The sequence below is a fragment of the Acidovorax sp. LjRoot194 genome, assembly GCF_964253015.1.
Lineage (GTDB): Bacteria > Pseudomonadota > Gammaproteobacteria > Burkholderiales > Burkholderiaceae_C > Acidovorax.
Genome location: NZ_CAXUQB020000001.1, coordinates 1,071,702 through 1,098,270 on the forward strand (window position 1 = coordinate 1,071,702; position 26,569 = coordinate 1,098,270).

Below are 26,569 nucleotides of genomic sequence, written 5' to 3' on the forward strand. Positions count from 1 at the left end.
GCAGGTTTCGCCTTGGGGCGGCCCGGCGGCGAAACCACCGCCTCGTGCCTCCAAAGATAAAAACGGTACACCCATGAGTCTTCTCGAAGTCAAAAACCTCGTTGTCGAATTTCCCAGCCGCCGCGGTACCCTGCGTGCGCTGGACGACATCTCCTTTTCCATCGCACCCGGCGAGATCCTGGGCGTGGTGGGAGAGTCCGGCGCCGGCAAATCCCTTACCGGCGCGGCCATCATCGGCCTGCTGGAGCCGCCGGGCCGCGTCGCCTCGGGCCAGATCCTGCTCGAAGGCCAGCGCATCGACAACCTCAGCAATGAAGAGATGCGCCACATCCGCGGCCGCCGCATTGGCGCGATCTTTCAGGACCCGCTGACCTCGCTGAACCCGCTGTACACCGTGGGCCGCCAGCTCACCGAAACCATCCTGGCCCACTTGCCTGTGACGCCCGCCGAGGCCCGCCAGCGCGCCATTGCGCTGCTGCAGGACACCGGCATTCCGGCTGCGGCAGAGCGCATCGACCACTACCCGCACCAGTTCTCCGGCGGCATGCGCCAGCGGGTGGTGATCGCCCTGGCGCTGGCGGCCGAGCCCAAGCTCATCGTCGCCGACGAGCCCACCACGGCGCTCGATGTGTCCATCCAGGCGCAGATCATCACGCTGCTAAAAAACATCTGCAAATCGCGCGGCGCCGCCGTGATGCTGATCACCCACGACATGGGCGTGATCGCCGAGACCTGCGACCGCGTGGCCGTGCTGTACGCCGGCCGCGTGGCCGAGATCGGCCCGGTGCACGATGTGATCAACAAGCCGTCGCACCCCTACACCAGCGGGCTCATGGCCTCCATCCCCGACATGGAGCAGGACCGCGAACGCCTCAACCAGATCGACGGTGCCATGCCCCGCCTGAACGCCATCCCCAAGGGCTGCGCCTACAACCCCCGCTGCCCCAAGACCTTTGACCGCTGCATGACCGAACGCCCTGACCTGATGCCGGCGGGCTCCACCCGCGCTGCCTGCTGGCTGCACGCCGGTGCATCCGCGACGACTGCTGCCGCCACCGCCGGAGTGACCGCATGAGCGCCGCCACCACCACGACCCACGCCGCCGCAGCGTCCACACCGGTGAAAAGCAACGCCCTGGTGCAGGCGCACGACCTCGCCAAGACCTTCGACGTATCGGCCCCCTGGCTCAACCGCGTGATCGAACGCAAGCCCCGCACGCTGCTGCACGCGGTGGACGGCGTGAGCTTCGAGATCGAGAAGGGCAAGACCCTGGCGCTGGTGGGCGAGTCCGGCTGCGGCAAGAGCACCGTGGCGCGCCTGCTGGTGGGCCTGTACGAGCCCACGCGCGGCGGCCTCACGTTCGACAAGCAGGATGCGCACGCCGCGTTCAAGGGCAACGATGCCCGCGCCATGCGCCGCCGCATCCAAATGATCTTCCAGGACCCGTACGCCAGCCTGAACCCCCGATGGCTGGTCGAAGACATCATCGGCGAGCCGCTCAAGGAGCACGGCCTCATCACCGACAAGGCCGAGCTCAAGCAACGCGTGGGCGAGCTGCTCAAGTCCGTGGGCCTGTCGCCGCTCGACATGGTCAAGTACCCGCACCAGTTCTCCGGCGGCCAGCGCCAGCGCATCTCCATCGCCCGCGCCCTGGCCACCGAGCCCGAGTTCCTGGTGTGCGACGAGCCCACCTCCGCCCTTGACGTGTCGGTGCAGGCACAGGTGCTCAACATCATGAAGGACCTGCAGCGCGAGCGGCAGCTCACGTACCTGTTCATCAGCCACAACCTGGCCGTGGTGCGCCACGTGAGCGACCAGGTCGGCGTGATGTACCTGGGCCGCCTGGTGGAGCTGGCCGACAAGCACACGCTGTTCAACACGCCGCGCCACCCCTACACGCGCATGCTGCTCGATGCCATCCCCAAGATGCACGACACCGGCAAGGCGCGCACGCCGGTGCAGGGCGAAGTGCCCAACCCGCTGAACCCCCCGCCGGGCTGCGCTTTCAACCCGCGCTGCCCGCACGTCAACGAGCGCTGCCGTGCCGAGCGGCCTGCGCTGCTGAACATCGGCGGCATCCGCATTGCCTGCCACGCGGTGGAGGAAGGGCGAATCTAGTACCGTGGGCCGTGGTGCAGCGGTAATACGAACGCTGCCGCGACGCATCCCATCATTTGACAAGGGCTCCTCACGGAGCCCTTGTGCGTTGTGCGTCGCGTTGTACAAAGCGTCGTGCTTGATGCGTGTGCATGGCGCTTGGTAGCAGTCAGTCCTCCGCGGCACCAGGCTTCGCTGCGGGCAAAGGGGCTGCGTCCCCTCAGGCCCCTTCCAGGTCCCGACATTTTCTGCCTGCCGCATGGAACGTCCGTGCCGAGCCGGTTACTCACGGCATGAAAGGAAATCTCCTGCCATGTCATCCCCCGTCAACGCCGGTGCACAGCTGCACGGCATTTCGCTCCAGCACAATTTTCAGCAAAGCCCCGTGGGCAGCCTCGGGGGCCGCACGGTGCAGCAGGCGCCTGCCCAGCCTCCGCGCAGCCTGGGCACTGTGCTGTCCGATATCGGGCGTGGCATCCAAAGCCTGGCATCGCGGGCCCTCAATGCCGTCACGCCGCACGGCGTGCGCACCGAAAGCAAATTCCGCGCGGGCCTGGAAGCGACCAGCGCCCACATGGGCAACCTGCTGGGCGCCATCTCGCATTCCTCCACGCACCAGGCCGACGGCGCGGCCGCCCAGAAGCTGCTGGGTGGTCTGCGGGACGTGGCCGCTCCGGTGACCAGCCGCGGCGTCAGCCTGGACACCGTCGTGCGCGAACGCACCACCGCCCAGCTCCAGCAGATGACCCCGGATGAGCGCCAGGCCCTGCACAAGGGCCTCGTCATGGCGGAGAACAGCGCCTTGAAGGGCGACCCCGTGCTCGCCGCCGTGCGCTCGGCCATGGAGCAGCATGCCATCGACCAGGGCATGGCCGCGCTGCAGGGCGACCTGGACCTGGCCATCGCGATGACCGCCAAGGAGGCGCAGGACACCGGCATCACGGGCCGGGCCTTCCAGCAGGTCTACGACACCGCACGCGAGGTGCTGCGCGACCAGGGCTTCGGCCCCCTGCCCGACAAGGAGTTCAAGGAAATGCAGCGCGCCCTGGTGCTGCAGGCCGTGGAGGCGCGGGTGGGCGACGGCGACCCGGCCCAGGTGGTGCCGATGGCGCAGGTCATCAACCTGCTGCCCAGCAAGGAGCTGCATGCGCTGATGCACACCACCGCCCAGATCGGACCGGAAGACCCGACGGCCGCGCGCTTCGTGGTGAGCGGCGCCATCGGCGTGCGCGCCGAGAAGCTCGAGAAAGCCGTGGCCGACGGCTCGGCCGCGCTGCTGGCACGCCGTCTGCCGTCCGAGGACGACCCGAGTGGCATGCTCCATGCGCCGCAGGCCGTGGCGCGCGACATCGCCACCACCGGCAGTGCGCTGGCAGAGCTGCGCGCGCACTGCGACATCCACGGCATGCACTTTCCTGCGGCGCTGGAGGCGCCCGTGGAACAGTTGCAAGGGCATCTGCAGGCCTACCTGAACCCGACCCACCTGTCGCAGTTGCCCGAGCTGAGTGCCGGACAGCTGCACAGCCTGGGCGATGGCCTGCGCGGCCTGGGCGTGCAGGCGGGGCAGGCCGAGATCGCGGCCGATGCCACGCGCCGCCGCTCCGAAGCGATGGACGCAGGCGCGCAGGCCATGCAGCCCGCGCTGCAGGCGCTCGCGCAGGGCGACACCGCAGGTTTGCTGCGCGGCCTGGGCACGGCCCAGCCCGCGGCCAATGCGGCCCTCGACGTGCACATCCGCCTGGGCATGAAGGTCGAGGGCGCGGACGAGGTGATGGCCTTCCGCGAAAAGCTGGTGGGCCACGCCATCAAGGACCTGGACACCCCGGCGCTGCAGGCGCTGTCCGCGCGGCTGGGCAGCCCGGCCGCCGAAGCCCTGTCCGACGAACTCGCGTCGGCCGCCATGCCGCTGCTGGGCGGCTCGGATGCGATGGAGGCCTACGACAGCGGCCTGGGCCGGCAGATGTTCGACCGGGCCACCGACCTGGGCATGCTCAAGCACTGCGTCGACCAGCGGCTGGGCGAGCTGGGGGCCGCAGTGCCCGCGCCCGCCTGGGACGGAGCACCGGCCCCGGCGGGCGTGGTGCGCGACGTGTTCAGCGCCGTTCGTGTGGAGGACAACGCGGTGGTCGTGCGCTCGGGCACTGGCGGCCCGGCGGTGCAGGGCGCCGTGCAGGACAACCTCGACGGCATGCTGGCAGCGCCCGGCAAGGACCGCGAACACGAGGTGGGCGGTGTGAGCGAAGGCTTCGTCAAGGACCTGACGCGTGCGAGCTACACCGTGGCCGATGCGAGCGGCGTTGCTCGCCCCATGATCGACAAGGACAACCCCGACAAAGCCGGCAGCGTCCGCTCCGCAGCCGCGCAGCTGCGCGAGTTGGCGGGCGGTAACGAAGCGCTGGCGCTCAAGGTGTCTCGCCTGGCCAACCAGAACGTGCTGGCCGGCGTGCAGCAGGTGCTCATGTCGCAGCAGAGCCCGCTGCGCCTGCCCGACGGCACCCCAGGCCGGCTGATGGGGCCGGAGCGCATCGAGTACGCACTGTCGAGCGACGGCGAGGGCGGCATCGTGCTGCAGGTGAACTACGCGGTCCAAGGCGCCGATGTCTTTCTGCCCGCGCCGCGCAACGCCCACGAAGGCGTGGGCACGCCCGTGCAGCTTGATGCGGCGCAGAGCGGCGGGCAGTTCGCCTTTGCTCTGCACATCGGCGCGGACCTGGCAGTGAGCGTGCAGGAGCCCGTGCGCTTTACCTACGACGCTGCCCCGGCGGTCGTGTGACCCGCATCGTGTCCTGACGACCTCTTCCTCTTTTGCAAAAGCGATCCATCATTCATGTCCACCGCCGACCAACTTCTTCTTGATCTGGGCCAGACCGCGGGGCTGTCGCAGACGCTGCGATTCGACGCCCAGGGCTGCGCCCGCCTGGTGTTCGACACCAGCCTGGCCATCGACTTCGAGCGCGACGACGACGCGCGGGTCCTGCAGGTCTACAGCGTGCTCGGGCCGCTGCCCGCCCAGGGGCGGGAAGCGTTGTACCGGCGGCTGCTGGAAGCCAATCTGTTCGGCGCTGCCACCGCCGGCGCTACCCTGGCGGTGGACGGGCACACCCAGGAGGTGGTGCTGTGCCGCACCGTGGACGTCGAAGAGACCGGCGGGCCCGCATTCGTGCGGCTGGTAGAGGGCTTCGTGGCTGTGGCCGAAGACTGGAAAAAGCTGCTGCTCTCGGGCGGCGGTGCTGAATCCCCGGTACCGTCGGCAGGTTCGGGCCTGATGCCCGGCGGGATGATGAGCGTGCCCCTGAGCGGCTTTCTGCGCGCCTGACCCCGCTCTTACTCACGCTCAGTGCGGTGTGTGAAGCCTGGCTGCGCGGTCAGCGCCGCGCCGTACGCCGATCAAGCGTACCGCTTGGCCCGCAGGTTGTCCTTCATCTGCTGCAGGATGGGCTGCAGCGGGCTGCCGATGCGCAGGGCCACGCAGGTGGCCAACACGTCGATGATGAGCAGGTGCATGAGCCGCGACACCATGGGGCTGTAGCGGTCGTAGCCCTCGGGGTGGTCGGCCGCCAGGTGGATGGGGCAGGTGCTCGCCAGGGGCGAGCCGCTGGCGGTGATGGCAATGGTGGTGGCGCCGTTCTTGCGCGCGATGTCGGCGGCGTCCATCAGGTCCCGCGTGCGGCCCGAGTTGGAGATGATCACCGCGCAGTCGCCGGGGCCCAGCAGCGTGGCGCTCATCACCTGCATGTGGCCGTCGCTGGTGGCGATGGACGTGACACCCAGGCGAAAGAACTTGTGCTGCGCATCCTGCGCCACGATGCCGGAGTTGCCCACGCCGTAGAACTCGATGCGCTTGCCGGTTTTCCACGTGGCTGCAATGGCTTCGGCGGCGCGCTCCAGCGCCACGGTGCTGGCGGCATTGCGATACTGCAAAAAGGCGGCCACGGCGTTGTCGACCACCTTCACCAGCACGTCGCCGGTCTTGTCGTCCGCATCCACGCTGCGGTGGATGAAGGGCACGCCCTCGCTCACGCTGCCTGCGAGCTTGAGCTTGAAATCCGCCAGCCCGTCATAGCCCATGCTGCGGCAAAACCGCACCACGGTGGGCTTGCTCACGTGGGCCCGCTCGGCCAGCTCGCGCACCGGCAGCCGCGCAAACGTGCGGGGGTCGGTCAGCACCAGCCGGCCCACGCGCTGTTCGGCGGGCGCCAACGAGGGGAGGGATGCGGTGATGCGTTCGAGCATGTCGGTAGGTGTGTGTCAGCCCAGGCCGGCGCCGGGCGGCTCACGGTGCATCGACGATGGGCGGGGCAGGGCTGTCATGGGGGCTCGGTGTGCGCCGCGCTGGCGGGCGGCGCGGGGGCGTTGTTCGACTAATGTAACTTGGTTCCCAACATTCCGGACCCGGGTGATTCCTCCCTTTCATCATGCTTGCAGCGGGGTTGCGGGCTTCCCCCCTGGCCCCTGTGGGGGACGGGCGATAGCATCCTTTCATTCTGTAATTCCGATACCAAGGAGCCTTCCATGCGCAAACCTCTGCTGAAACTACTGGCCGGTGCGGCTCTGACGACCGCCGCCTGCGGCAGCTGGGCCCAGGGCCAGGTCAACATCATCTGTTCCGTGCAGGCCGAGTGGTGCAACCTGATGTCCACCGTGTACGCCAAGACCACCGGCACCAAGGTCAACATGACGGCCAAGGGCTCGGGCGAGGCGCTGGCGCAGCTCAACGCCGAGAAGGCCAATCCCAAGACCGACATCTGGTTCGGCGGCACGGGCGACCCGCACCTGCAGGCCGCGGAGCAGGGCCTCACGCTCGAGTACAAGTCGCCGCAGCTCGCGCAGCTGTACCCCTGGGCGCAAAAGCAGGCCGCCGACTCCAAGTACCGCACCGTGGGCGTGTACCTGGGCCCGCTGGGCTTTGGCTACAACAAGGAGCTGCTGGCCAAGCGCAAGCTCAACCCGCCCCAGTCGTGGGCCGACCTGCTCAAGCCCGAGTTCAAGGGCGAGGTGCAGATGGCCAACCCCGCGTCGAGCGGCACGGCCTACACCATGATCGCCACGCTGGTGCAGATCATGGGCGAGGAAAAGGCGTTCGAATACCTGAAGGCGCTGCACCCCAACGTCAGCACCTACACGCGCTCGGGCACGGCCCCGGTCAAGGCGGCGGCGCGCGGCGAGACCACCATCTCGGTGAGCTTCGTGCACGACGTGACCACCGAGGCCGTCAACGGCTTTCCCGTGGCGTCCATCACGCCGTCCGAAGGCACCGGTGCCGAGGTCGGCTCCATGAGCATCGTCAAGAACAGCCCCAACGCGGAGGCGGCCAAGAAGTTCTATGAATGGGCGCTCACGCCCGGCGGCCAGCAGTTTGGTCTGGCGGCCAAGCAGTTCCAGCTGCCCAGCAACACCCAGGTGCCCAAGGACCCGCGCATGACGGACCCGGCCAAGATGAAGCTCATCAACTACGACTACGCCAAGTACGGCGCCAGCACCGAGCGCCGCCGCCTGATCGCGCGCTGGGAAAAGGACGTGCAGAACGCTGCGCGCTAAGGACTGGTGGTGTCGGCGACCGCGGCGGCGAACAGCGCAATTTCACGATCTCCTGCAACCCGCGCCTCGGTCAACCGCCCCCTGTGGGTGTGGCTGGCCATCGGCGTGCTGGGCTACCTGGCCTTCCCCTGGTATGCCCAGCAGGACTCCAACGGCCTTCTGGCCATCGGCCAGGTCTTCAGCAGCGAGCAGGCGGGCAACGGGCTCATGCAGGCCGCGCTGCTGGGGCGCCCCTGGCTGTGGCTGGGCCTGGTGGGGCTGGCCATCGCGGCCGCAGGCGCCGTCCTGCCTGCAGGCCGCCGGCAGGGCGCGGTGCTGGCAGTCGGCGGGGCGGTGGGCCTGCTGGCGCTGCTGCTCAGCGGCTTTGCCATCGGCGGGCGCGGCTGGGCCTTCGACTGGTTGAACCAGATGTTGGGCGAGCTGGGCGCGCGGCAGCCGGGCATCGGCTGGGGCGGGTTCGTGGTGCTCTCGGCGCTGCTGGTGCTGACGGCCTTCGGCGTGGCGCGGCGCGGTTTCTTCAAGGGCGATCTGTTCGTCGCAGCCGCCGTGCTGGCGTGCGGCAGCCTGCTGGCACTGTTCATCGTGTTTCCGGTGCTCAAGGCGCTGTCGGCGGCGTTCTTCCTGGAAGACGGCCCGTTCTCGCTGAGCGTGCTGTGGGAGCGCATTGCGCACGAGCGCAACTTCGGCCTGTCGTGTGTCAGCGGCGGCCAGCGTTGCGGCGTGGCATGGAACACGCTGTTCCTCGGGCTGATGACCGCCACCAGCACCACGCTGCTGGGCACCTTCATGGCGCTGATGGCCGAGCGCGCCTCGCGCCGCTATGCACGCCCGCTGAACATCGTGGCGCTGCTGCCCATCATCACGCCGCCTTTCGTGGTGGGCCTGGGCCTGATCCTGCTGTTCGGCCGTGCGGGCGTGTTCAACCAGTTCCTCGAATACGCGTTCGGCATCACGCCCTCGCGCTGGTTCTACGGCTGGTTCGGCGTGTGGGTGGCGCAGACGTTTGCGTTCACGCCCATCGCCTTCATGATCATGCGCGGCGTGGTGCAGGGCGTGGCGCCCAGCCTGGAGGAAGCCGCGCAGACGCTGCGCGCCAGCCCCCACAAGACCTTCATGAGCGTGACGCTGCCCCTGCTCAAGCCGGGCCTGGCCAACGCGTTCCTGGTGGGTTTCATCGAGAGCATGGCCGACTTCGGCAACCCCATCGTGGTGGGCGGGCAGTTCTCGGTGCTCTCCACCGAGATCTTCTTCGCCATCGTGGGTGCGCAGTACGACCAGGGGCGCGCGGCGTCGCTGGCGTGGATCCTCACGTTCTTTGCGCTCACGGTGTTCGCCATCCAGCGCGGGCTGCTGGGCAAGCAGAACTTCACCACGGTGTCGGGCAAGGGCGACGCGGGCATCGCCATGCCGCTGCCCACCGGCGTGCGCCGCGTGGTGCATTCCATCGCGCTGCCGTGGATGGCGTTCACGCTCATCGTGTACCTGTTTGCGCTGGCCGGCGGCTTCGTGCAGACCTGGGGTCGCGACTACACCATCACGCTGGCGCACTTTCGCACTGCGTTCAGCATGGAGTGGGGCGAGTTCGGCATCGTGTGGGCCGGCACCGCCTGGAGCTCGCTGTTTACCACGCTCAAGCTCGCAGCCATCTCGGCGCCGCTCACGGCCACGTTGGGCATCGGCATCGCCTGGTTGCTGGCGCGCACCGAGTTCCGGGGGCAGGGCGCCTTCGAGTTCGCCGCCCTGCTGGCTTTTGCCATCCCTGGCACCGTGCTGGGCGTGAGCTACATCCTGGCGTTCAACGTGCCGCCGTTCGAGCTCACGGGCACCGCACTCATCATCGTGCTGTGCTTCATGTTCCGCAATCTGCCGGTGGGGGTGCGTGCAGGCACGGCGGCGTTCAAGCAGCTCGACCGGTCGCTGGACGAAGCCTCGGTCATGCTGCGGGCCGGCAGCGTGCAGACGCTGCGCCACGTGGTGCTGCCGCTGCTCAAGCCGGCGCTGGTGGCCGCGCTGGTCTACAGCTTCGTGCGGGCCATCACCACGGTGAGTGCGGTGATCTTCCTTGTCACCGCCGAGAACGAGCTGGCCACCACCTACATCATCGGCCGCGTGGGCAACGGCGACTACGGCGTGGCGCTGGCGTACTGCACGGTGCTCATCGTGCTGATGTCCGCCTCCATCGGCCTGATCCAGCTGCTGGTGGGTGAGCGCAAGCTGGGCCGACGAGGAAGCACCCCCTGAGTCGCCTTCGGCGCCTTCCCCCTCAAGGGGGACGACGCCCTCGCTGCGGGGCGGCCCTTGCTCGGCGTCCCGCGCATGCGCCACGCCCGTTAATTCGCGTCATCGTCCATTGAAAAGACAATCATGAACAACATCGAAGATGCGGGCATCGTGTTCCGCAACATCACCAAGCGCTACGGCCGCGACACCTCGTTGGGCCTGGCCGTCAAGGGCATCAGCTTCGAGGTGCCGCGCGGCACGCTGGCCACCATCCTGGGGCCGTCGGGCTGCGGCAAGACCACCACCTTGCGCATGATCGCGGGGCTGGAGTCGCCCACCTCCGGCGAGATCTTCATCGGCGGCAAGGACGTGACCACGCTCGGCCCGGCGCAGCGCAACGTGAGCATGATGTTCCAGAGCTACGCGCTGTTTCCGCACATGAACGTGGCCGAGAACGTGATGTACGGCCTGCGCATGTCCGGCCAGCGTGACGAGGTGGCACGCGTCAAGGCGGTCGAGGCACTGCGCGGCGTGGGCCTGGTAGGCTATGACGACCGCCTGCCCAGCGAGTTGTCCGGCGGCCAGCAGCAGCGCGTGGCGCTGGCCCGCGCGCTGGTGCTGGAGCCCGAGGTGCTGCTGTTCGACGAGCCCCTGTCCAACCTGGACGCCCGCCTGCGCCGCGAGATGCGCGAGGAGATCCGCGCGCTGCAGCAGCGCCTGTCGCTCACCGTGGCCTACGTCACGCACGACCAGAGCGAGGCCATGGCCGTCAGCGACCAGATCATCGTGATGAACCAGGGTCTGATCGCGCAGCGGGGATCGCCCCGCGCGCTGTACGAAACCCCGGGCAGCGAGTTCGTCGCCGGCTTCATGGGCGAGGCCATGCTGTTCCCCGCCACGGCCCGCGCCGATGGCACGGTGACCGTGGGGCCGCTCACGATCCGCCCCCGGGCCTGCAAGCAGCAAGGCGCGGTCAAGGTCGCGGTGCGGCCCGAGGCATGGCGCATCGAGCGCCAGGGCGAGGGTCTGATGCCCGCGCGGCTGGAGAAGGCCGCGTACCTGGGCGCGGTGCACGAATACACCTTTGCCACAGAGCTGGGGCCCATCTTCGTCGTGTCGTCGGACCTGAGCGACGTGCTCACGCCGGGCGAGGACGTGCGGCTCGGCCTGGGCGTGCACGGGGTATCGGTGGTTGGTAGTACCGACTGAGCGGACGCTGATGTTCAATAATGACGCCATGAACCAACTCGACGCCCTCAAACAGTTCACCACCGTGGTTGCCGACACCGGCGACTTCAAGCAACTGGCGCAATTCCAGCCCCAGGATGCCACCACCAACCCGTCGCTGATCCTCAAGGCCGTGCAAAAGCCCGAGTACGCGCCGCTGCTGCAGGACACCGTGGCCCAGTTCCGCGGCCGCGCCATGGACGAGATCATCGACCGCCTGCTGGTGCGCTTCGGTCGCGAGATCCTCGCGACCATCCCCGGGCGCGTGTCCACCGAAGTGGATGCCCGCCTGAGCTTCGACACCAGCGCCACCGTCGCCCGCGCCGAACGCATCATCGAGCTGTACCAGGCCGAAGGCATCCACATCGACCGCGTGCTCATCAAGATCGCCGCCACCTGGGAAGGCATCAAGGCCGCCGAGCAGCTGGAGCGCAAGGGCATCCACACCAACCTCACGCTGCTGTTCTCGTTCGCTCAGGCCGTGGCCTGCGGCGAGGCCAAGGTGCAGCTGATCTCGCCCTTTGTCGGCCGCATCTACGACTGGTACAAGAAGCAGGCTGGCGCCCAGTGGGACGAAGCCGCACGCGCCGGTGCCAACGACCCGGGCGTGCAGTCCGTCACGCAGATCTACAACCACTACAAGCGCTTTGGCATTGCCACCGAGGTGATGGGCGCGAGCTTTCGCAACGTGGGCCAGATCACGGCGCTGGCCGGCTGCGACCTGCTGACCATCGCCCCCGAGCTGCTGGCCCAGCTGGCCGCCAGCGACGCGCCGCTGCATCCCGCACTGGACGCCCAGGCCGCCAAGACGCTGGACCTGGCTGCCGTGAGCTACGACGAAGCGGGCTTTCGCTTTGCGCTGAACGAAGACGCCATGGCCACTGAAAAGCTGGCGGAAGGCATCCGCGCGTTTGCGGCGGATGCGGTCAAGCTGGACAAGCTCATTCAGGCCGCGTGAGATCCGCTTAAGCAGGTTGCTATAAAAAACATAGCTGCTAGCGCTTGTCCATCAAGCGGTAGCAGCTTTTTTATGTGAATTCAGGGTGTGTGTGATGCCGCAGCGCTGCTGACCCGCTGACCCTTCGGTCTGCTACCCACAGGTCTTATCCTCGCACCGGTCGCACCCGACACAGGCACCCGCCAAGGCGTCAATGCTCAGCCCGCCGGCAACCGCAGCCCCACACGCAACCCGTGCGGCTCCACGTTTTCCGCCACAGCCTGGCCACCGTGGCGCAGTGCAATTTCTTCCACGATGGACAGCCCCAGGCCACAACCCCCGGGCTTGTCCGAGCCACGCCAAAAACGTGCGAACAGGTCCGACATGTTCGCGGGTGGCACGCCCGGCCCGTCGTCTTCCACCACCAGCGTGGCCCACAGGCCCGGGGCAGCATTCACCCGCACGGTGACGGTGGCACCCGCGCCGGCGTAGTGCAGCGCGTTGTCGATCAGGTTGTTCAGCGCCTCGCGCAGCAGCAGCGGGTGGCCCTGCACGGTCAGGTAGTCGTCGCCTTCGTAGCCCAGGTCCATGCCCTGCGCCAGCGCGCGCGCGGCCCACTCGCGTGCCACCTCGCGGGCCAGCGCGGCAATGTCCACTGCCTGCATCTCCACGTTCGATTCGGAGCGCGCCAGCTGCAGCAGCTGGTGCACCAAGTGGGCGCTGCGCTGGGCGGCGGCCAGCACTTTTTGCAGGCGCTCCTGCACGGCGGGCTCGTGGCTTTCGTGCAGGGCCAGCTCGGTCTGGCCGATCAGGCCGGCCAGGGGCGTGCGCAGCTGGTGCGCGGCGTCGTTCAAGAAGCGCTTTTCCTTGCGCTGCCCGCGCGCTACCGTCTCCAGCAGGCCGTTGATGGTGCTGGCCAGGGAGTGCACTTCTTGCGGCGCGGACGTGAGCTCGATGGGCGGCAGCGGGTCGGCGGTGTTGTGCTTGCGCGCGCCCGCTTTCTCGATCTGCGCCTCCAGGCGCTTTAACGGCTGCAGCCCGCGCAGCACGCCGGCGTAGACCACCGCGCTCAGCGCCAGGCCCATCAGGCCCATGGGCAGCAGCATTTGTTCGAGCAGCTCCTGCGCGATGCGCTCGCGCACCGTCAGGCTCTGCGCCACCTGCACGCGGAGGGTCTGGCGGGTCTGGGGCGTGCCGTAGTCCACATCGAGCAGCGCCACGCGCACGGGCTTGTCGTCCACGCGGGCCTGGTACAGGTACGGTTCGCCCACGCGCACGTCCACGGGCGGCGGCGAGGGCAGCTGCGCGTTGCCCAGCAGAAAGCGCCCGGGCGGGGACGAGACCATGTAGGTGATGCGGTCGGCTGGGTCCTGCTCCAGGATGTCCTGCGCGGCCTTGGGGAAGTCCACCAGCAGCCCGTCGCCGATGGGCTTGATCTGCCGCGCCAGCGCCCGCACCGACTGCGTCAGCGTCTGGTCGATGCCCTTTTCGCCGTTTTGCAACGCCACCCGCCACGCAAGAAAGCCGCCCGACAGCCACAGCACCAGTTGCGGCAGCAGCAGCCAGAGCAGCAGCTTGCGCTGCAGAGAGACGCCGTGGATGGGCTGCATGTCAGTCGTTGCCGGCATGTGCCACGCCGAGGCCGCTGAGCAAGGGCCGCCCCGCAGCAAGGGCGGTGTCCACCTGAGGGCAAGGTGCGAAGTGTCTCCAGCGCAAACCCATTCGCTTCATGGCTTTTCGAGCATGTAGCCCAGGCCCCGGATGTTGCGGATGTTCAGGCTCGTTTCGTCCAGCTTCTTGCGCAGCCGGTGCACGTACACCTCCAGCGCATTGGAGGCGAGCGGCGGTGCCGACTGACCGGGCTCCGGTGGGCCGGCGCGCCAGGCGGCCAGCACGTCGTCGCGCGTGACGACTTCGCCGCAGCGGTTGACCAGCAGTTCCAGCAGTTCCCACTCGCGCTGCGTGAGTTCCAGCGGCGTGCCGTCGAGCGTGGCCGCCTGGCTGGCATGGTCCAGCAGCAGCGCGCCGATGGTGGTGCTGGGCCCGCCCGAGGCGCTGCTGGGCTGCGTGAACGCGGGCTGCCGCGCGCGGCGCAGCATGGCCTGCAGGCGGGCCTGCAGCTCCTGCATGTTGAAGGGCTTGGTGATGTAGTCGTCGGCCCCTGCGTTGAGGCCCGCCACCCGGTCGTCGATGCCGTCGCGGGCGGTGAGAATCAGCACCGGCAGGCCGGCGATGTGGCCGCGGACCCAGGTCAGCAGCTCCATGCCGTCGGCGCCGGGCAGGCCCAGGTCCAGGATGATCCCGTCCACCGCCTGGGTCTGCAAAAGCGCGGTGGCCTGCGCCACACTGCACGCCGTGCAGACATCGTATTCAAGCTGTTTGAGCTGCCCGGTGAGGGCGTCGAGCAGCAGGGCATCGTCTTCAACGATCAGTAGGGTGGGCATGGTCTGTGAGCATAGCAAAGCATCCCGCCTGCGGTGGATGCAGAGCCTGCACCCGAGCCCATGGCTGAGCCCAGCCGACGTTGTAATTCGATAACCGGGCTAGGAGACTGGCATGTAACCAACAACCCGGGAAAGCCCTGATATGTTCATTAATTATTGTAATTAAAGTACCGACTGCGCTGAACGTCACCGGTATGTGGCGCGTAAACGGATTCAAACATCGAGGAGACAAGGGTATGTGGAAGATGACGAAGATCGCCGCAGTGGCGGTGGGCCTGGCGGCAGCGATGTCTGCCAGCGCGGGGGAGGTCGAGGTTCTGCATTACTGGACTTCGGGCGGCGAGGCCAAGTCGGTCGCCGAGCTCAAGAAGATCATGCAGGCCAAGGGCCACACGTGGCGCGACTTTGCCGTGGCCGGTGGCGGTGGCGACAGCGCCATGACCGTGCTCAAGAGCCGCGTGATCTCGGGCAACCCACCGTCTGCCGCGCAGACCAAGGGTCCGGCGATCCAGGAATGGGCGTCCGAAGGCGTGCTGGCCAACATGGATGCACTGGCCAAGGCCGAGAAGTGGGACGACCTGCTGCCCAAGGTCGTCGCCGACGTCATGAAGTACAAGGGCGCCTACGTGGCCGCCCCGGTCAACGTGCACCGCGTCAACTGGATGTGGGGCAGCTCCGAAGCCCTGAAGAAGGCCGGCGTGGCCGCCATGCCCAAGACCTGGGACGAGTTCTTTGCAGCCGCCGACAAGCTCAAGGCCGCAGGCCTGGTGCCCGTGGCCCACGGCGGCCAGAACTGGCAGGACTTCACCACCTTCGAATCGGTGGTGCTGGGTGTGGGTGGCGCCAAGTTCTACCAGGACGCCCTGGTCAAGCTCGATGACAAGGCCATCAACAGCGACACGATGAAGAAGTCGCTCGAGACCTTCCGCCGCATCAAGTCGTACACCGACGCTGGCGCCCCGGGCCGCGACTGGAACCTGGCCACGGCCATGCTGATCCAGGGCAAAGCGGGCTTCCAACTGATGGGCGACTGGGCCAAGGGCGAGTTCCTGGCGGCCAACAAGGTGCCGGGCAAGGACTTCCTGTGCGCAGCAGCACCGGGCACCACCACGGCCTACACCTTCAACGTGGACTCCTTCATCCTGTTCAAGCTCAAGGACGCCGCCGCCCAGAAGGCGCAGAGCGACCTGGCCAGCTCCATCATGAGCCCCGAGTTCCAGGAAGTGTTCAACCTGAACAAGGGTTCCATCCCGGTGCGCGCCGGCCAGAAGATGGACAAGTTCGACGACTGCGCCAAGGCCTCGGCCAAGGACTTCATCGACACCGCCAAGAGCGGCAGCCTGCTGCCCAGCGTGGCCCACGGCATGGCGATCGCGCCCGCGACCGAAGGCGCCATCAAGGACGTTGTCAGCCAGTTCTGGAATGACGACAAGGTGAGCGTTGCCGACGCGATGAAGAAGATCGCGACCGCCGCCAAGACCAAGTAATCCAAGCAAACCACCAGTAGAGGGATCCCATCATGATGAAAAGAAACCGCCTCACGGCGGTGGCTTTGGCCGCCGCATGCGCGATGAGTAGTGCCATGGCAATGGATGTTGCCGGCTTCGAGTTCAACGGTTACTCGCGGGGCGGCCCGGTGTTCAACCACTCCGACGGCGTCAAGGGCAACCTGGCGCTCGGCGGCGAGCTGCAAAAATTCCGCCTGGGCAACGAGGGCGACAACGGCATCGAAGTCAACTTTGCCAAGGGTTTCGAGACCAACGGCATCAAGTGGAAGATCAACTACATGCCCGCCAAGTGGGGCAGCGGCGACATCAGCACCGAGCAGGCCTTCGTGGAAATGAGCGGCTTCTCGTTCTCGCCCGAAGCCAAGTTCTGGGCCGGCCAGCGCCGCCTGCGTATCCAGGACGTGCACATCGTCGACTACTTCCTGCTGAACTACGGTGACAACGTCGGCGCGGGCGTGACCGACGTGCCGATCGGCGGCATGAAGCTGGGTGTGGGCGTGTTCAGCGGCGACAAGTTCGACGGCAACCTGCCCAACGACGTGAAGGCGCACCGTATCAACGCCGACCTGTCCGAGATCAACACCAACCCCGGCGGCAAGCTGCGCGTGCTGCTGACGGCCGTGGGCGGCAAGAACCAGGTCGGCGGTGGCTCCGGTTCGGGTGTGTCGCTGATGCACACGCAAAAGGAATTCCTGCTGCCGAGCATCAGCAACACGCTGTACCTGCAGACGTCCCGTGGCCATGCCCGCATCGATGGCGAGTTCGAGTCTATCGACGGCACCCGCGCCGGCCGCCGCTCCACGCGGATCGCCGACTCCATCAACTGGCAAAGCGGCCCCTTCGGCGGCCAGGCCCTCATTGGCTACCAGACCAACAAGGCTGACCTGACCGGTGTCGAGACCAAGGACTTCTCGCTGGGCGGCCGGGGTTCGTACGCCTTCACGCAGAACTTCAAGATGCTGGCCGAGCTGTCGACCACGACCCGCAAGGGCAACACGGGCCCTGACCAGCGCCTGTCCAAGGTCACGCTGGCCGGCGCCCTGGCGCTGTCGGAAGACTTCTGGTCACGCCCTGAACTGCGCCTGTATGTGACCAAGGCCAACTGGAACCAGGCAGCGGCCGTGGCGAATGCCGCCACGTTCGGCGCCAACGGCAAGACCTCGCGTACGCTGGTGGGCGTGCAGTACGAGGTCTGGTGGTAAGCAATTCCACACCGGGCCGCAGGACGTGTTGCCAAGGTTTGCGCCTTGGCTGCGCCGCCCGGCGGCCTGGGCATGGAATGGTGAAGTGAGTGAGTTAGCGAGTTAGTCAGAGGTTACTTTGTTCGGTTGGGGGGCACTCTGTGCGTGCCCCCCTTTTTTCATATTGCAGGCACATGCCACACATTTTTCGCAGCCGTCCAAGATGGCTCCCACGCTTTGCCTTTCACCTCGCCTTTGCCCCTGCGCGGGCCGCTGATCGCAAGGCCGTGGCTTTTCATTCGGGGGTGGCCCGGCGATGACCAAGAATTCGTTTGAGACATGGTTGCCCAAGCTGGTCGTGACACCGGCTTTTGTGTTGGGATTCGCGTTCATCTACGGCCTGATGCTGTGGAACGGCGTATTGAGCCTGACCGTGTCCCGCATGCTGCCCAACTACGACTGGGCGGGCCTGGCGCAGTACGAGCGCCTGTGGGAGATGGACCGCTGGTGGGTGGCCCTCAAAAATCTGGGCATCTTCGGCGTGGGCTACGTCGGCGGGTCGCTCGCCATCGGCGTGGTGCTGGCCGTGCTGCTGGACCAGAAGATCCGTGCCGAAGGCGCACTGCGCACGATTTATCTGTACCCCATGGCGCTGTCCTTCGTGGTCACGGGCACGGCCTGGAAGTGGCTGCTGAACCCGGGCCTGGGCATCGAAAAAATGGTGCGCGACTGGGGCTTTCCCAACTTTGAATTCGGCTGGCTGGTCGACACCGACATGGCCATCTACTGCGTGGTGATCGCCGGCATCTGGCAGAGCGCGGGCTTTGCGATGGCGCTCTTTTTAGCCGGACTGCGCGGCATCGACGACAGCATCATCAAGGCCGCGCAGGTCGACGGTGCATCGCTGCCGCGCATCTACTGGCGCATCGTGCTGCCGGCCCTGCGGCCCGTGTTCTTCTCCACGCTCATGGTGCTGTCGCACCTGGCGATCAAGAGCTTCGACCTGGTGATGGCGCTCACGGCCGGCGGGCCGGGCTTTGCCACCGACGTGCCCGCGACCTTCATGTACACCATGTCGTTCTCGCGCGGCCAGATCGGCCTGGGCGCAGCCAGCGCGACCATGATGCTGGCCACTGTGGCAGCCCTGGTCATCCCCTATCTCTATAGCGAACTGCGGACCAAGCCCCATGACCGCTAAGCCCTCTCTGCTCCCGTCCGTGGGCCGCTTTCTGGTCTACGCGGTGCTGGCCCTGGCCACCGCCTTCTTCTTGCTGCCGCTGTACGCGATGCTGGTGACTTCGTTCAAGGATGCGGAGGAGATCCGCAGCACGTCGCTGCTGGCCTTGCCCGCCGCGCTGAACTGGTCGGCCTGGGGTACGGCGTGGTCCAGCGCCTGCACCGGTGTGGACTGCAACGGCCTGCGCCCGTTCTTCATGAACTCGGTGGCCATGGCGGTGCCGGCGGTGCTGATATCGACCGTCTGGGGCGCGCTCAATGGCTACGTGCTCAGCCTGTGGAAGTTTCGCGGCAGCGACACGCTGTTCGGCCTGCTGCTGTTCGGCGTGTTCATGCCCTTCCAGGTGGTGCTGCTGCCGATGAGCCAGGTGCTCGGCTGGCTGGGGCTGTCCAGCTCCATCACCGGCCTGGTGATGGTGCACTGCCTGGCGGGCCTGGCGGGCACCACGCTGTTCTTTCGCAACTACTACGCGGCCATCCCGAAAGAGCTGGTGAACGCGGCGCGCATGGACGGCGCCAGCTTCTTCCAGATCTTCTGGCGCATCGTGCTGCCGCTGTCCACGCCCATCGTGATGGTCACGCTGATCTGGCAGTTCACCAACATCTGGAACGACTTCCTGTTCGGCGTGGTGTTCTCGGGCACCGACTCCAAGCCGGTGACGGTGGGGTTGAACAACCTGGCCAACACCAGCTCCAGCGTGAAGGCCTACAACGTGGACATGGCCGCCGCCATCATCGCGGGCCTGCCCACCATGGTGATCTACGTTCTCGCAGGCAAGTTCTTCGTGCGCGGCCTGACGGCCGGCGCAGTCAAGGGATAAGGGTAATCAAGAAAATGGCGTCATCACTCGACATCGCAGGCATCAACAAGCGCTTTGGCAAGGGCGACAAAAGCGTGGAGGTGCTGCGCAAGGTGGACATCCACGTGGCACCGGGCGAATTTTTGATCCTGGTGGGCCCCTCGGGCTGCGGCAAATCCACGCTGCTCAACATCATCGCGGGGCTGGACGAGCCCACCGAGGGCGAGATCCGCATCGCCGACAAGAACGTGGTGGGCATGCCCCCGCGCGACCGCGACATCGCCATGGTGTTCCAGAGCTACGCGCTGTACCCCACGCTGTCGGTGGCCGACAACATCGGCTTTGCGCTGGAGATGCGCAAGATGCCCAAGCCCGAGCGCCAAAAGCGCATCGACGAAGTCGCCGCCATGCTGCAGATCACCCACCTGCTCGACCGCCGGCCCAGCCAGCTGTCGGGCGGCCAGCGCCAGCGCGTGGCCATGGGCCGGGCCCTGGCGCGCCAGCCGCAGCTCTTCTTGTTCGACGAGCCGCTGTCCAACCTGGACGCAAAGCTGCGTGTGGAGATGCGCGCCGAGATCAAGCGCCTGCACCAGGCCAGCGGCATCACCAGCGTGTACGTGACGCACGACCAGGTCGAGGCCATGACCCTGGGCTCGCGCATCGCGGTGATGAAGGGCGGCGTGGTGCAGCAGCTGGGCACCCCCGACGAGATCTACAACCGCCCGGCCAACACGTACGTGGCGACCTTCATCGGCTCGCCCACCATGAACCTGCTGCGCGGCGGCGTGCAGCCGGCCGGGCAGTTCGGCATCGAGGGCGCGTCGCTGAGCCTGGCACCGCCCCGGTCCGTGCCCGAGATGCTGCTGGGCGTGCGGCCCGAGCATCTGCAGATGCAGGACGACGCGCCCTGGCGTGGCCAGGTGAGCGTGGTCGAGCCCACCGGGCCGGACACCTACGTGATGGTCGATACCGCCGCTGGCAACGTCACGCTGCGCACCGATGCACAAACGCGCGTGCAGCCCGGCGACCACGTGGGCCTGACCGTGGCGCCGGCCAATGCGCACTGGTTCGACGCGAAGACCGAAGAGAGGCTGGGCTGAGGTGTAGCGACAGCGCCCTGGGATTGGCGGCGCTGCTGTAGCCTCGCTCTCGCGACCTCTTCCGACGAGGGCAGGGGGCGCACCCGATGCCCGGGCGGCACCGGTTCCACGACCGCGCTCGCTGCGCGCATCAAAACGTCCAGGATGTTTCGGACGGAGACTTAGGTCTTTGCGGGGCTTTGTATTTCAGGTAAAAACTGCCTGTACCGCTCGTCCATCAAGCGCAAGCAGCTATATTTTTCATAGCTGCAGAACATTTTTCTTCAAGCCCATGCACTCCACGCACCCGCAGCGCCTTCTCGCCGACATCGGCGGCACCAACATCCGCCTGGCCTGGCAGGACTCGCCCACCGGCCCGCTCAACGACACCCGCGTGCTGCCCTGCGCGCAGTTCCCCACCGTCGATGCCGCGCTGTCGGCATACCTGAAGGAAGTGGGCGTGCCCACGCCGCGCGAGGCTGCCTTCGGCATTGCCAACCCGGTGACGGGCGACGCCATCCGCATGACCAACCACAGCTGGAGCTTCTCGCAGCGCGCGGTGCGCGAGGCGTTCGGCTTCGAGCGGCTGGTGGTCATCAACGACTTCACGGCGTTGGCGCTGGCGCTGCCGCTGCTCACGCCCGACCTGCTGCGCCAGGTGGGCGGCGGCCAGGCGGTGCCCGGCAGTGCCATCGCGCTCGTCGGGCCCGGCACGGGGCTCGGGGTGTCCGGCCTGGTGTTCCCGCCGGGTTCCAGCGCCGGCGTGCCGCTGTCGGGCGAGGGCGGCCACGTCACGCTGGCCGCGCAGACGCAGCGCGAATTCGACGTGCTGGCCATCCTGCAGGAGCGCTACGGCCACGTGTCCGCCGAGCGCGCCGTGTGCGGCGCGGGCCTGGTGGACCTGTACCACGCGGTGCGCCGCCTGGCGCAGCGCGGCGGTAAAGAGGTGAGCTCCGCCGCGCAGGTGACGGAACTGGCGCTGCAGTCCCAGGATGCCCTGGCGCTCGAGGCGCTGAATCTGTTCTGCGGCTTTCTGGGCAGCGTGGCCGGCAACCTGGCCCTGACGCTGGGCGCCCGCGGCGGCGTGTACCTGGGCGGCGGCATGGTGCCGCGCCTGGGCGAGTGGTTCGACCAATCCTCGTTCCGCGCACGCTTCGAGGCCAAGGGGCGCTTCAAGTCGTATCTTGCAGACATCCCCTGCTGGATCATCGACCCCAGCGCCACGCCCGCGCTGTACGGCGCATCGCGCGCACTCGATATCGCGGGCTCCGAAGGGTGACGGTGGGCGGCAGTGATCCGCCTGCGCCACCCTCGCAGGCTGCGCTGCCTGCACTGCAGCTGAGCGGCATCCACCACGTGGCGATCATCGCGAGCGACTATGCGCGCTCGCGCCGCTTCTACACCGAGGTGCTGGGTCTGCGGGTGGTGAACGAGGTGTTCCGCGCAGAGCGGCAGTCGCACAAGCTCGACCTGGAGTTGCCCGACGGAACGCAAGTCGAGCTGTTCTCCTTTCCCCACCCGCCAGCGCGCGCTTCGTACCCGGAGGCCTGCGGCTTGCGCCATCTGGCGCTGCGGGTAGCGGACCTCGATGCCAGCCTCCAGGTGCTGGCCTTGCACGGTGTTGCCGTGGAGCCGGTGCGCACGGACCCGTTCACGGGCGTACCCTTCACGTTCATTGCGGACCCGGATGGGTTGCCGATCGAACTGGTGGGGCGGGCTGGACGCGGAGATTGAGCCTCTCCACGCCCGCTGCGCTCGGCGAGCGATCAATGGTCAGGTCACTTCGGTTTCGATGAGGTCGCAGCCAACTCGGCCCGCGCTGCAGCAGTGGTCTTCTCGAACCATTCCGAGTCTTCTTCCACTTGCTTGCGAACCACCCGCTCTTCCTCTTCGTCCAGGAACGTGGTGCTTCGCAGCCGGCTTCTGACGACGGGCAACGAAACCAAACCACAGGCAATCCCGGCGCGGGCCCATCGGAGGTCCCTGGGCTCGCTGCGGGCGTACTTGGACACGGCTGCGTCGTTGGGGTCCAGGAACCAGATGCGCAGCCCATCACGGTGCACGCACAGCATGCGGGCCTCCCAACCGTCGGGCAGGCTCGGCAAGGTGGGCGAGACCGGGTCCAGGTAGTAGCCGTGCTCCATGCGAAAAGGCGACTCCTCGCCCAGCATGGGCCCCAGGTCGAAGATGCGGCCAGGGTCTGCCTTGGTGTAGCAGTCGATGTCGATGGACATCGACATTGCTTCAGGAATGCGAACCCCATCTTCCACACCGAGTACGGACAGGCTTCCGATGACGACGTAGTCGGAATGTCCGCTGAGCTCTCGGGCGCGCTGGAGGGCCACGACCACCTGGTCGAGGTTCATGGCGCGAGCCCCGGCCAGGGTGAGTTCTGGCGCAGCGCGGGCCCCCAGCTATCAGCGTCCGACACCATGGCCTGGGCCAACTTTGGCAAGGGCAGCTCCAACAGCGCCTGCCACCGGTCGATGTAGTCGCTGCTGCAAAGCTGGTGCGTGCGCCATTGCTCCACGACGGCCATTGCTTTTTTCACCAGTTGCCGGCCCTGCGCGGGGGGCAGTGTTGCCAGGTCGACGGCCAGCTGTTGGTGCCTGATCAGGCGCTCGTTCTCGCGCAGGGTCTGGGCCAGCCGTGCCATCTTGCGTTCGGACAACGTTGCTTGCCGTTTGTCGACTGAAGAGAAGTATTCCGGCGCAGCCATGATGGCCTTGACCTTGCCATGCTTTTCGATGGCCACAGGGCCACGCTCGGCGGCCTCAAGGAGATGGCCGAAAGACTGCTTGGCGTCGGTGGCCGAAATTTGCTGCATGGTGGCGCTCCAATTTTGTCCATTTTATAAAGAAATGGACAAAATAAAATATCCAGGTCTTTGGCGCCCCCGTTGGTATCACATTTCCTCGCTCCAGCAATGCCCATCCCGCGCGATCATCGCGCTGGCAGCGCTGGGGCCCCAACTGCCCGGTGCGTACGGACGCGGGCCGGCGGGGTCGTTCCTCCAGTGCTGCAGGATGGGCTCCACCCAGCGCCAGGCTTCTTCCTGCTCGTCGCTGCGCACGAAAAGGTTCAGGCGACCGGCGATCACGTCGAGCAGCAGGCGCTCGTAGGCGCCCACGCGCTCGGTGCCGAAGCGCTGGTCGAAGTCCAGGTTCAGCGCCACCTGCGACAGCGCGGGCTCGGTCTGGTTCTGGGGCGCGCCCTGGGCCAGCAGGTGCAGCTCCAGACCGTCCTTGGGCTGCAGGTTGATCACCAGGCGGTTCACCGCGCCGGTGGGCATCTTGAAGATGGGGTGCGGCACGGGGCGGAAGTTGACGACGATGTGCGCGTCGCGCCCCGCCAGCCGCTTGCCGGTGCGGATGTAGAACGGCACGCCCGCCCAGCGCCAGTTGGAGATCTCGGTGCGCAGCGCGACAAAGGTCTCGGTGGTGCTGTTGCCGGCCACGCCCTTTTCCTGCAGGTAGCCCGGCACGTTGTGCCCGTGCGTCTTGCCTGCGGCGTACTGCCCGCGGATCACGTGCTGGCCGATGGTCTCCATGCTCCAGGGCTTGAGCGACTGCAGCACCTTGAGCTTTTCGTCGCGGATCGCGTTGGCGCTGGAGTTGATGGGCGGCTCCATGCCGATCGCGCACAGCAGCTGCAGCGCGTGGTTCTGCACCATGTCGCGCAATGCGCCGGTCTGGTCGTAGAAGGCGCCGCGCGTCTCCACGCCCAGCTCTTCGGCGATGGTGATCTGGATGTTGGCAATGTGCTCGCGGCGCCACAGGGGCTCGAACAGCGCGTTGCCAAAACGCATCGCAAACAGGTTCTGCACCGACGGCTTGCCCAGGTAGTGGTCGATGCGAAAGACCTGCTCCTCCTTGAGCACGCGGCGCAGCGTGTCGTTGATGGCCTGGTTCGACTTCAGGTCGTGGCCCAACGGCTTTTCCAGCACCACGCGGGTGTTGGGGCCGTTCAGGCCGACGGCGGCGATCTGCTCGCACACGTTGGTGAACAGGCTGGGGGCCGTGGCCACGTACATCACCACCGTGTCGGCGCCACGTTCGTGCAGCACGTCGGCCAGGCGGGCGTAGTCCTGCGTTTGCGACAGGTCCATGCGCAGGTAGTGCAGCAGCGCGCCGAAGCGCTCGAACTCGTCCGGGGTGGGGCGCTTGGCCAGGTCCACGCTGTCGAAGCGGGACTGGATCAGGCTGCGGTATTGTTCGTCGCTCAGCTCGTCGCGCGCCACCGCAATGATGCGGCCCCCCTCGGGCAAGGTCCCGTGGCGAAACGCCTGAAAGAGCGCGGGCATGAGCTTGCGCCAGGCCAGATCGCCGGTGCCTCCAAACAGGACGAGGTCAAAACTCATGGGGTCTCCGTATCAGTGGTGTGGGTGGTGTGCACGCAGTCCTGCTGAGGGCCATGTGCAGGCTCGAAATTGTAATCTCGTTACATCGGAATGTGTAGGTGCAAAGGCCGTAGAACGATTTTTGACAGTTCGGCTGGCAAAAGGTATCGAACAAATTAGGTAATCAAGTTACTATCTCGCCGCGTGTTCTTTTACCTCTCGTGAATTCCACCATGTCCCTCCGTTGCGACCAGACACCGCAGTGGCCTCAGTTGCAGGCTGCCTATTCCACCCACGGGCACCAGCTGGACCTTCGGCAAGCTTTCGCCGACGATGCGCAGCGGTTCGGCCACTTCAGCCAGCAGGCCCCGCATGTGTTTGCCGACCTGTCCAAGAACCTGTGGGACAGCGCGACCGAAGCCCTGTTGCTGGACATGGCCCGGTCCACCGGCCTTACACAGCACCGCGATGCAATGCTTAGCGGCCAGCCCATCAACAGCACCGAAGGCCGCGCCGTGCTGCACACGCTGCTGCGCCGCCCGGCGGGACTGGCACTGCCTGGTGACGACAGCAGCATCGCCGGCCATCTGGCCGACGTGCATGCCACGCTCGATGCCATGCTGGCCTATGCCGATACGGTGCGGGCCGACAGCACCATCACCGACATCGTGAACATCGGCATCGGCGGCTCGGACCTGGGGCCGCACATGGCGGTGCTGGCGCTCGAAGAGTTCCGCGCCCAGGGCAAGCAACTGCACTTCGTCTCCAATGTGGACGGCCATGAGCTGCACACCGTGCTGCAGTCGCTGCGGCCGCAGAACACGCTGTTCCTCATCGCGTCCAAAACGTTCACCACCGCCGAGACCATGACCAACGCCCGCTCGGCGCTGGCGTGGTTCGCGGCGCAGGGCGGGCAGGATGTGGGGCGCCATTTCGCGGCGCTCACCACCAATGTCGATGCAGCCCGGGCGATGGGCATCACCACCACGTTCGGCTTCTGGGACTGGGTGGGCGGGCGCTATTCGCTGTGGTCGGCCATTGGCTTGCCGATCGCCATTGCCATCGGCTCCGCAGGCTTTCGCGACCTGCTGGCGGGCGCGCACGCGATGGACGAACACTTTCGCACCGCACCGCTGGCGCAGAATCTGCCGGTGCGACTGGGGCTGCTCGACGTCTGGTACCGCAACTTCCACGGCTTCACCAGCCGTTGCATCGCGCCCTACCATGCGGCGCTGCGCCGCGTGCCCGCCTATCTGCAGCAACTGGAGATGGAGAGCAACGGCAAGCGCGTGGCGCTCGATGGCACGCCGGTGTCGGTGGCCACATCGCCCGTGCTGTGGGGCGAGCCGGGCACCAACGGCCAGCATGCGTTCTTTCAGATGTTGCACCAGGGCACGGACGTGTTGCCCCTGGAGTTGATCGCCGTACGCCAGGCCACGCACCCCCTGAAGGGCCACCACGAAAAGCTGCTGGCCAACGCCCTGGCGCAGGCCCAGGCGCTGATGATGGGCAAAGAGGGCGAGGACGGCCACCGGCACTTTCCGGGCAACCGCCCCAGCACCTTCCTGCTGCTGGATGCGCTCACCCCCGCATCGCTGGGGGCGCTGATCGCGCTGCAGGAGCACCGCGTGTTTGTGAGCGGAAGCCTGTGGGGCATCAACAGCTTCGACCAGTGGGGCGTGGAGCTGGGCAAGGTGCTGGCCAAGGACCTGGAGGCGCGCTTGGCCAGCGGCGACACCGGGGGGCTGGATGGCTCGACCGCCGGGCTGATGGGCCGCCTGCGCAGCGGTATTTGATTTGAAGTGCAGGGGGCCGAAGGCTCCCTGCCTTCGTTTCATCGCCGCCCATTGCCGACCATTTGCCGACCATTCCCATCCCGTTCAGGCTGAGCCTGTCGAAGCACCGCGCAGCGCTTCATCCAGCACGCAAACCGACCCCTCAAAACAAACATCCGTTCACGCCG

The 26,569-nt window shown here is 67.0% G+C and carries 22 protein-coding genes; 16 read left to right on the plus strand and 6 right to left on the minus strand.

The window, feature by feature from the left end; translation table 11 throughout:
• Nucleotides 1-73 precede the first annotated feature (73 nt).
• From ACSQ3N_RS04940 to ACSQ3N_RS04955, 4 genes are all read left to right on the plus strand, one after another.
• Nucleotides 74-1,075, plus strand: coding sequence for an ABC transporter ATP-binding protein (locus ACSQ3N_RS04940; protein WP_056173208.1), 1,002 nt, complete (start codon nucleotides 74-76; stop codon nucleotides 1,073-1,075).
• On the plus strand, nucleotides 1,072-2,118 hold the full coding sequence (locus ACSQ3N_RS04945; protein ID WP_436145736.1) for an ABC transporter ATP-binding protein: 1,047 nt from the start codon (nucleotides 1,072-1,074) through the stop codon (nucleotides 2,116-2,118). The genes ACSQ3N_RS04940 and ACSQ3N_RS04945 overlap by 4 nt, the downstream gene beginning before the upstream one ends.
• A 292-nt stretch (nucleotides 2,119-2,410) precedes the next feature.
• Entirely contained in the window at nucleotides 2,411-4,870 is a 2,460-nt protein-coding gene (locus ACSQ3N_RS04950) for a hypothetical protein (protein WP_436145737.1), read from the plus strand.
• Nucleotides 4,871-4,924: 54 nt separating this feature from the next.
• Entirely contained in the window at nucleotides 4,925-5,413 is a 489-nt protein-coding gene (locus ACSQ3N_RS04955; protein WP_056173214.1) for a type III secretion system chaperone, read from the plus strand.
• Nucleotides 5,414-5,484: 71 nt separating this feature from the next.
• Here the strand turns inward: ACSQ3N_RS04955 and ACSQ3N_RS04960 are convergent, their stop codons facing one another.
• Nucleotides 5,485-6,330, minus strand: coding sequence for a MurR/RpiR family transcriptional regulator (locus ACSQ3N_RS04960; protein WP_056173217.1), 846 nt, complete (start codon nucleotides 6,328-6,330; stop codon nucleotides 5,485-5,487).
• A 279-nt stretch (nucleotides 6,331-6,609) separates the two neighbouring features.
• Between ACSQ3N_RS04960 and ACSQ3N_RS04965 the strand changes: the two genes are divergently transcribed.
• The 4 genes from ACSQ3N_RS04965 to tal all read left to right on the plus strand — a co-directional run bounded on the left by ACSQ3N_RS04965 (nucleotide 6,610) and on the right by tal (nucleotide 12,040).
• The gene (locus ACSQ3N_RS04965; protein ID WP_200912414.1) at nucleotides 6,610-7,635 is read left to right on the plus strand and encodes an ABC transporter substrate-binding protein; all 1,026 of its coding nucleotides are present in this window, start codon (nucleotides 6,610-6,612) and stop codon (nucleotides 7,633-7,635) included.
• 3 nt (nucleotides 7,636-7,638) lie between these two features.
• A complete protein-coding gene (locus ACSQ3N_RS04970; RefSeq protein ID WP_436147919.1) occupies nucleotides 7,639-9,876 on the plus strand; it encodes an ABC transporter permease in 2,238 nt (745 codons plus the stop codon).
• Between the two features lie 123 nt (nucleotides 9,877-9,999).
• Complete coding sequence (locus ACSQ3N_RS04975) at nucleotides 10,000-11,064, plus strand: ABC transporter ATP-binding protein (RefSeq protein WP_436145738.1); 1,065 nt, start codon at nucleotides 10,000-10,002, stop codon at nucleotides 11,062-11,064.
• Between the two features lie 28 nt (nucleotides 11,065-11,092).
• Nucleotides 11,093-12,040, plus strand: coding sequence for a transaldolase (gene tal, locus ACSQ3N_RS04980; protein ID WP_436145739.1), 948 nt, complete (start codon nucleotides 11,093-11,095; stop codon nucleotides 12,038-12,040).
• A 197-nt stretch (nucleotides 12,041-12,237) separates the two neighbouring features.
• Here tal and ACSQ3N_RS04985 read toward each other — a convergent pair whose 3' ends face one another.
• Both ACSQ3N_RS04985 and ACSQ3N_RS04990 read right to left on the minus strand, forming a co-directional pair.
• Nucleotides 12,238-13,629, minus strand: a complete 1,392-nt coding sequence (locus tag ACSQ3N_RS04985) for a sensor histidine kinase (RefSeq protein ID WP_056173225.1) — start codon at nucleotides 13,627-13,629, stop codon at nucleotides 12,238-12,240.
• A gap of 117 nt (nucleotides 13,630-13,746) precedes the next feature.
• On the minus strand, nucleotides 13,747-14,463 hold the full coding sequence (locus ACSQ3N_RS04990) for a response regulator transcription factor (RefSeq protein WP_436145740.1): 717 nt from the start codon (nucleotides 14,461-14,463) through the stop codon (nucleotides 13,747-13,749).
• Between the two features lie 236 nt (nucleotides 14,464-14,699).
• Here ACSQ3N_RS04990 and ACSQ3N_RS04995 point away from each other — a divergent pair, with 236 nt between their 5' ends.
• From ACSQ3N_RS04995 to gloA2, 7 genes are all read left to right on the plus strand, one after another.
• Nucleotides 14,700-15,950: an ABC transporter substrate-binding protein gene (locus tag ACSQ3N_RS04995; RefSeq protein WP_436145741.1), complete on the plus strand. Its 1,251-nt coding sequence runs from the start codon at nucleotides 14,700-14,702 to the stop codon at nucleotides 15,948-15,950.
• A gap of 101 nt (nucleotides 15,951-16,051) precedes the next feature.
• Nucleotides 16,052-17,173, plus strand: coding sequence for a carbohydrate porin (locus ACSQ3N_RS05000; RefSeq protein ID WP_436147920.1), 1,122 nt, complete (start codon nucleotides 16,052-16,054; stop codon nucleotides 17,171-17,173).
• 295 nt (nucleotides 17,174-17,468) lie between these two features.
• Nucleotides 17,469-18,350: a carbohydrate ABC transporter permease gene (locus tag ACSQ3N_RS05005; protein ID WP_056173237.1), complete on the plus strand. Its 882-nt coding sequence runs from the start codon at nucleotides 17,469-17,471 to the stop codon at nucleotides 18,348-18,350.
• Nucleotides 18,340-19,209 carry a carbohydrate ABC transporter permease gene (locus ACSQ3N_RS05010; protein ID WP_056173240.1) on the plus strand — a complete coding sequence of 290 codons (870 nt, stop codon included), beginning with the start codon at nucleotides 18,340-18,342 and terminating at the stop codon, nucleotides 19,207-19,209. The genes ACSQ3N_RS05005 and ACSQ3N_RS05010 overlap by 11 nt, the downstream gene beginning before the upstream one ends.
• A 14-nt stretch (nucleotides 19,210-19,223) precedes the next feature.
• The gene (locus tag ACSQ3N_RS05015; RefSeq protein WP_056173242.1) at nucleotides 19,224-20,288 is read left to right on the plus strand and encodes an ABC transporter ATP-binding protein; all 1,065 of its coding nucleotides are present in this window, start codon (nucleotides 19,224-19,226) and stop codon (nucleotides 20,286-20,288) included.
• Nucleotides 20,289-20,559: 271 nt separating this feature from the next.
• Nucleotides 20,560-21,546, plus strand: coding sequence for a glucokinase (gene glk, locus ACSQ3N_RS05020; protein WP_436145742.1), 987 nt, complete (start codon nucleotides 20,560-20,562; stop codon nucleotides 21,544-21,546).
• A gap of 2 nt (nucleotides 21,547-21,548) precedes the next feature.
• The gene (gene gloA2 / locus ACSQ3N_RS05025; protein WP_436145743.1) at nucleotides 21,549-22,001 is read left to right on the plus strand and encodes an SMU1112c/YaeR family gloxylase I-like metalloprotein; all 453 of its coding nucleotides are present in this window, start codon (nucleotides 21,549-21,551) and stop codon (nucleotides 21,999-22,001) included.
• A 44-nt stretch (nucleotides 22,002-22,045) separates the two neighbouring features.
• Here the strand turns inward: gloA2 and ACSQ3N_RS05030 are convergent, their stop codons facing one another.
• The 3 genes from ACSQ3N_RS05030 to zwf all read right to left on the minus strand — a co-directional run bounded on the left by ACSQ3N_RS05030 (nucleotide 22,046) and on the right by zwf (nucleotide 24,627).
• Entirely contained in the window at nucleotides 22,046-22,633 is a 588-nt protein-coding gene (locus ACSQ3N_RS05030; protein ID WP_436145744.1) for a DUF6036 family nucleotidyltransferase, read from the minus strand.
• Nucleotides 22,630-23,094 (minus strand): type II toxin-antitoxin system Phd/YefM family antitoxin, encoded by a 465-nt coding sequence (locus ACSQ3N_RS05035; protein WP_436145745.1) that lies wholly within the window; start codon nucleotides 23,092-23,094, stop codon nucleotides 22,630-22,632. The genes ACSQ3N_RS05030 and ACSQ3N_RS05035 overlap by 4 nt, the downstream gene beginning before the upstream one ends.
• Nucleotides 23,095-23,172: 78 nt before the next feature.
• Entirely contained in the window at nucleotides 23,173-24,627 is a 1,455-nt protein-coding gene (gene zwf, locus ACSQ3N_RS05040; protein WP_436145746.1) for a glucose-6-phosphate dehydrogenase, read from the minus strand.
• A 212-nt stretch (nucleotides 24,628-24,839) separates the two neighbouring features.
• Here zwf and pgi point away from each other — a divergent pair, with 212 nt between their 5' ends.
• On the plus strand, nucleotides 24,840-26,402 hold the full coding sequence (gene pgi / locus ACSQ3N_RS05045; protein WP_436145747.1) for a glucose-6-phosphate isomerase: 1,563 nt from the start codon (nucleotides 24,840-24,842) through the stop codon (nucleotides 26,400-26,402).
• Nucleotides 26,403-26,569 lie beyond the last annotated feature (167 nt).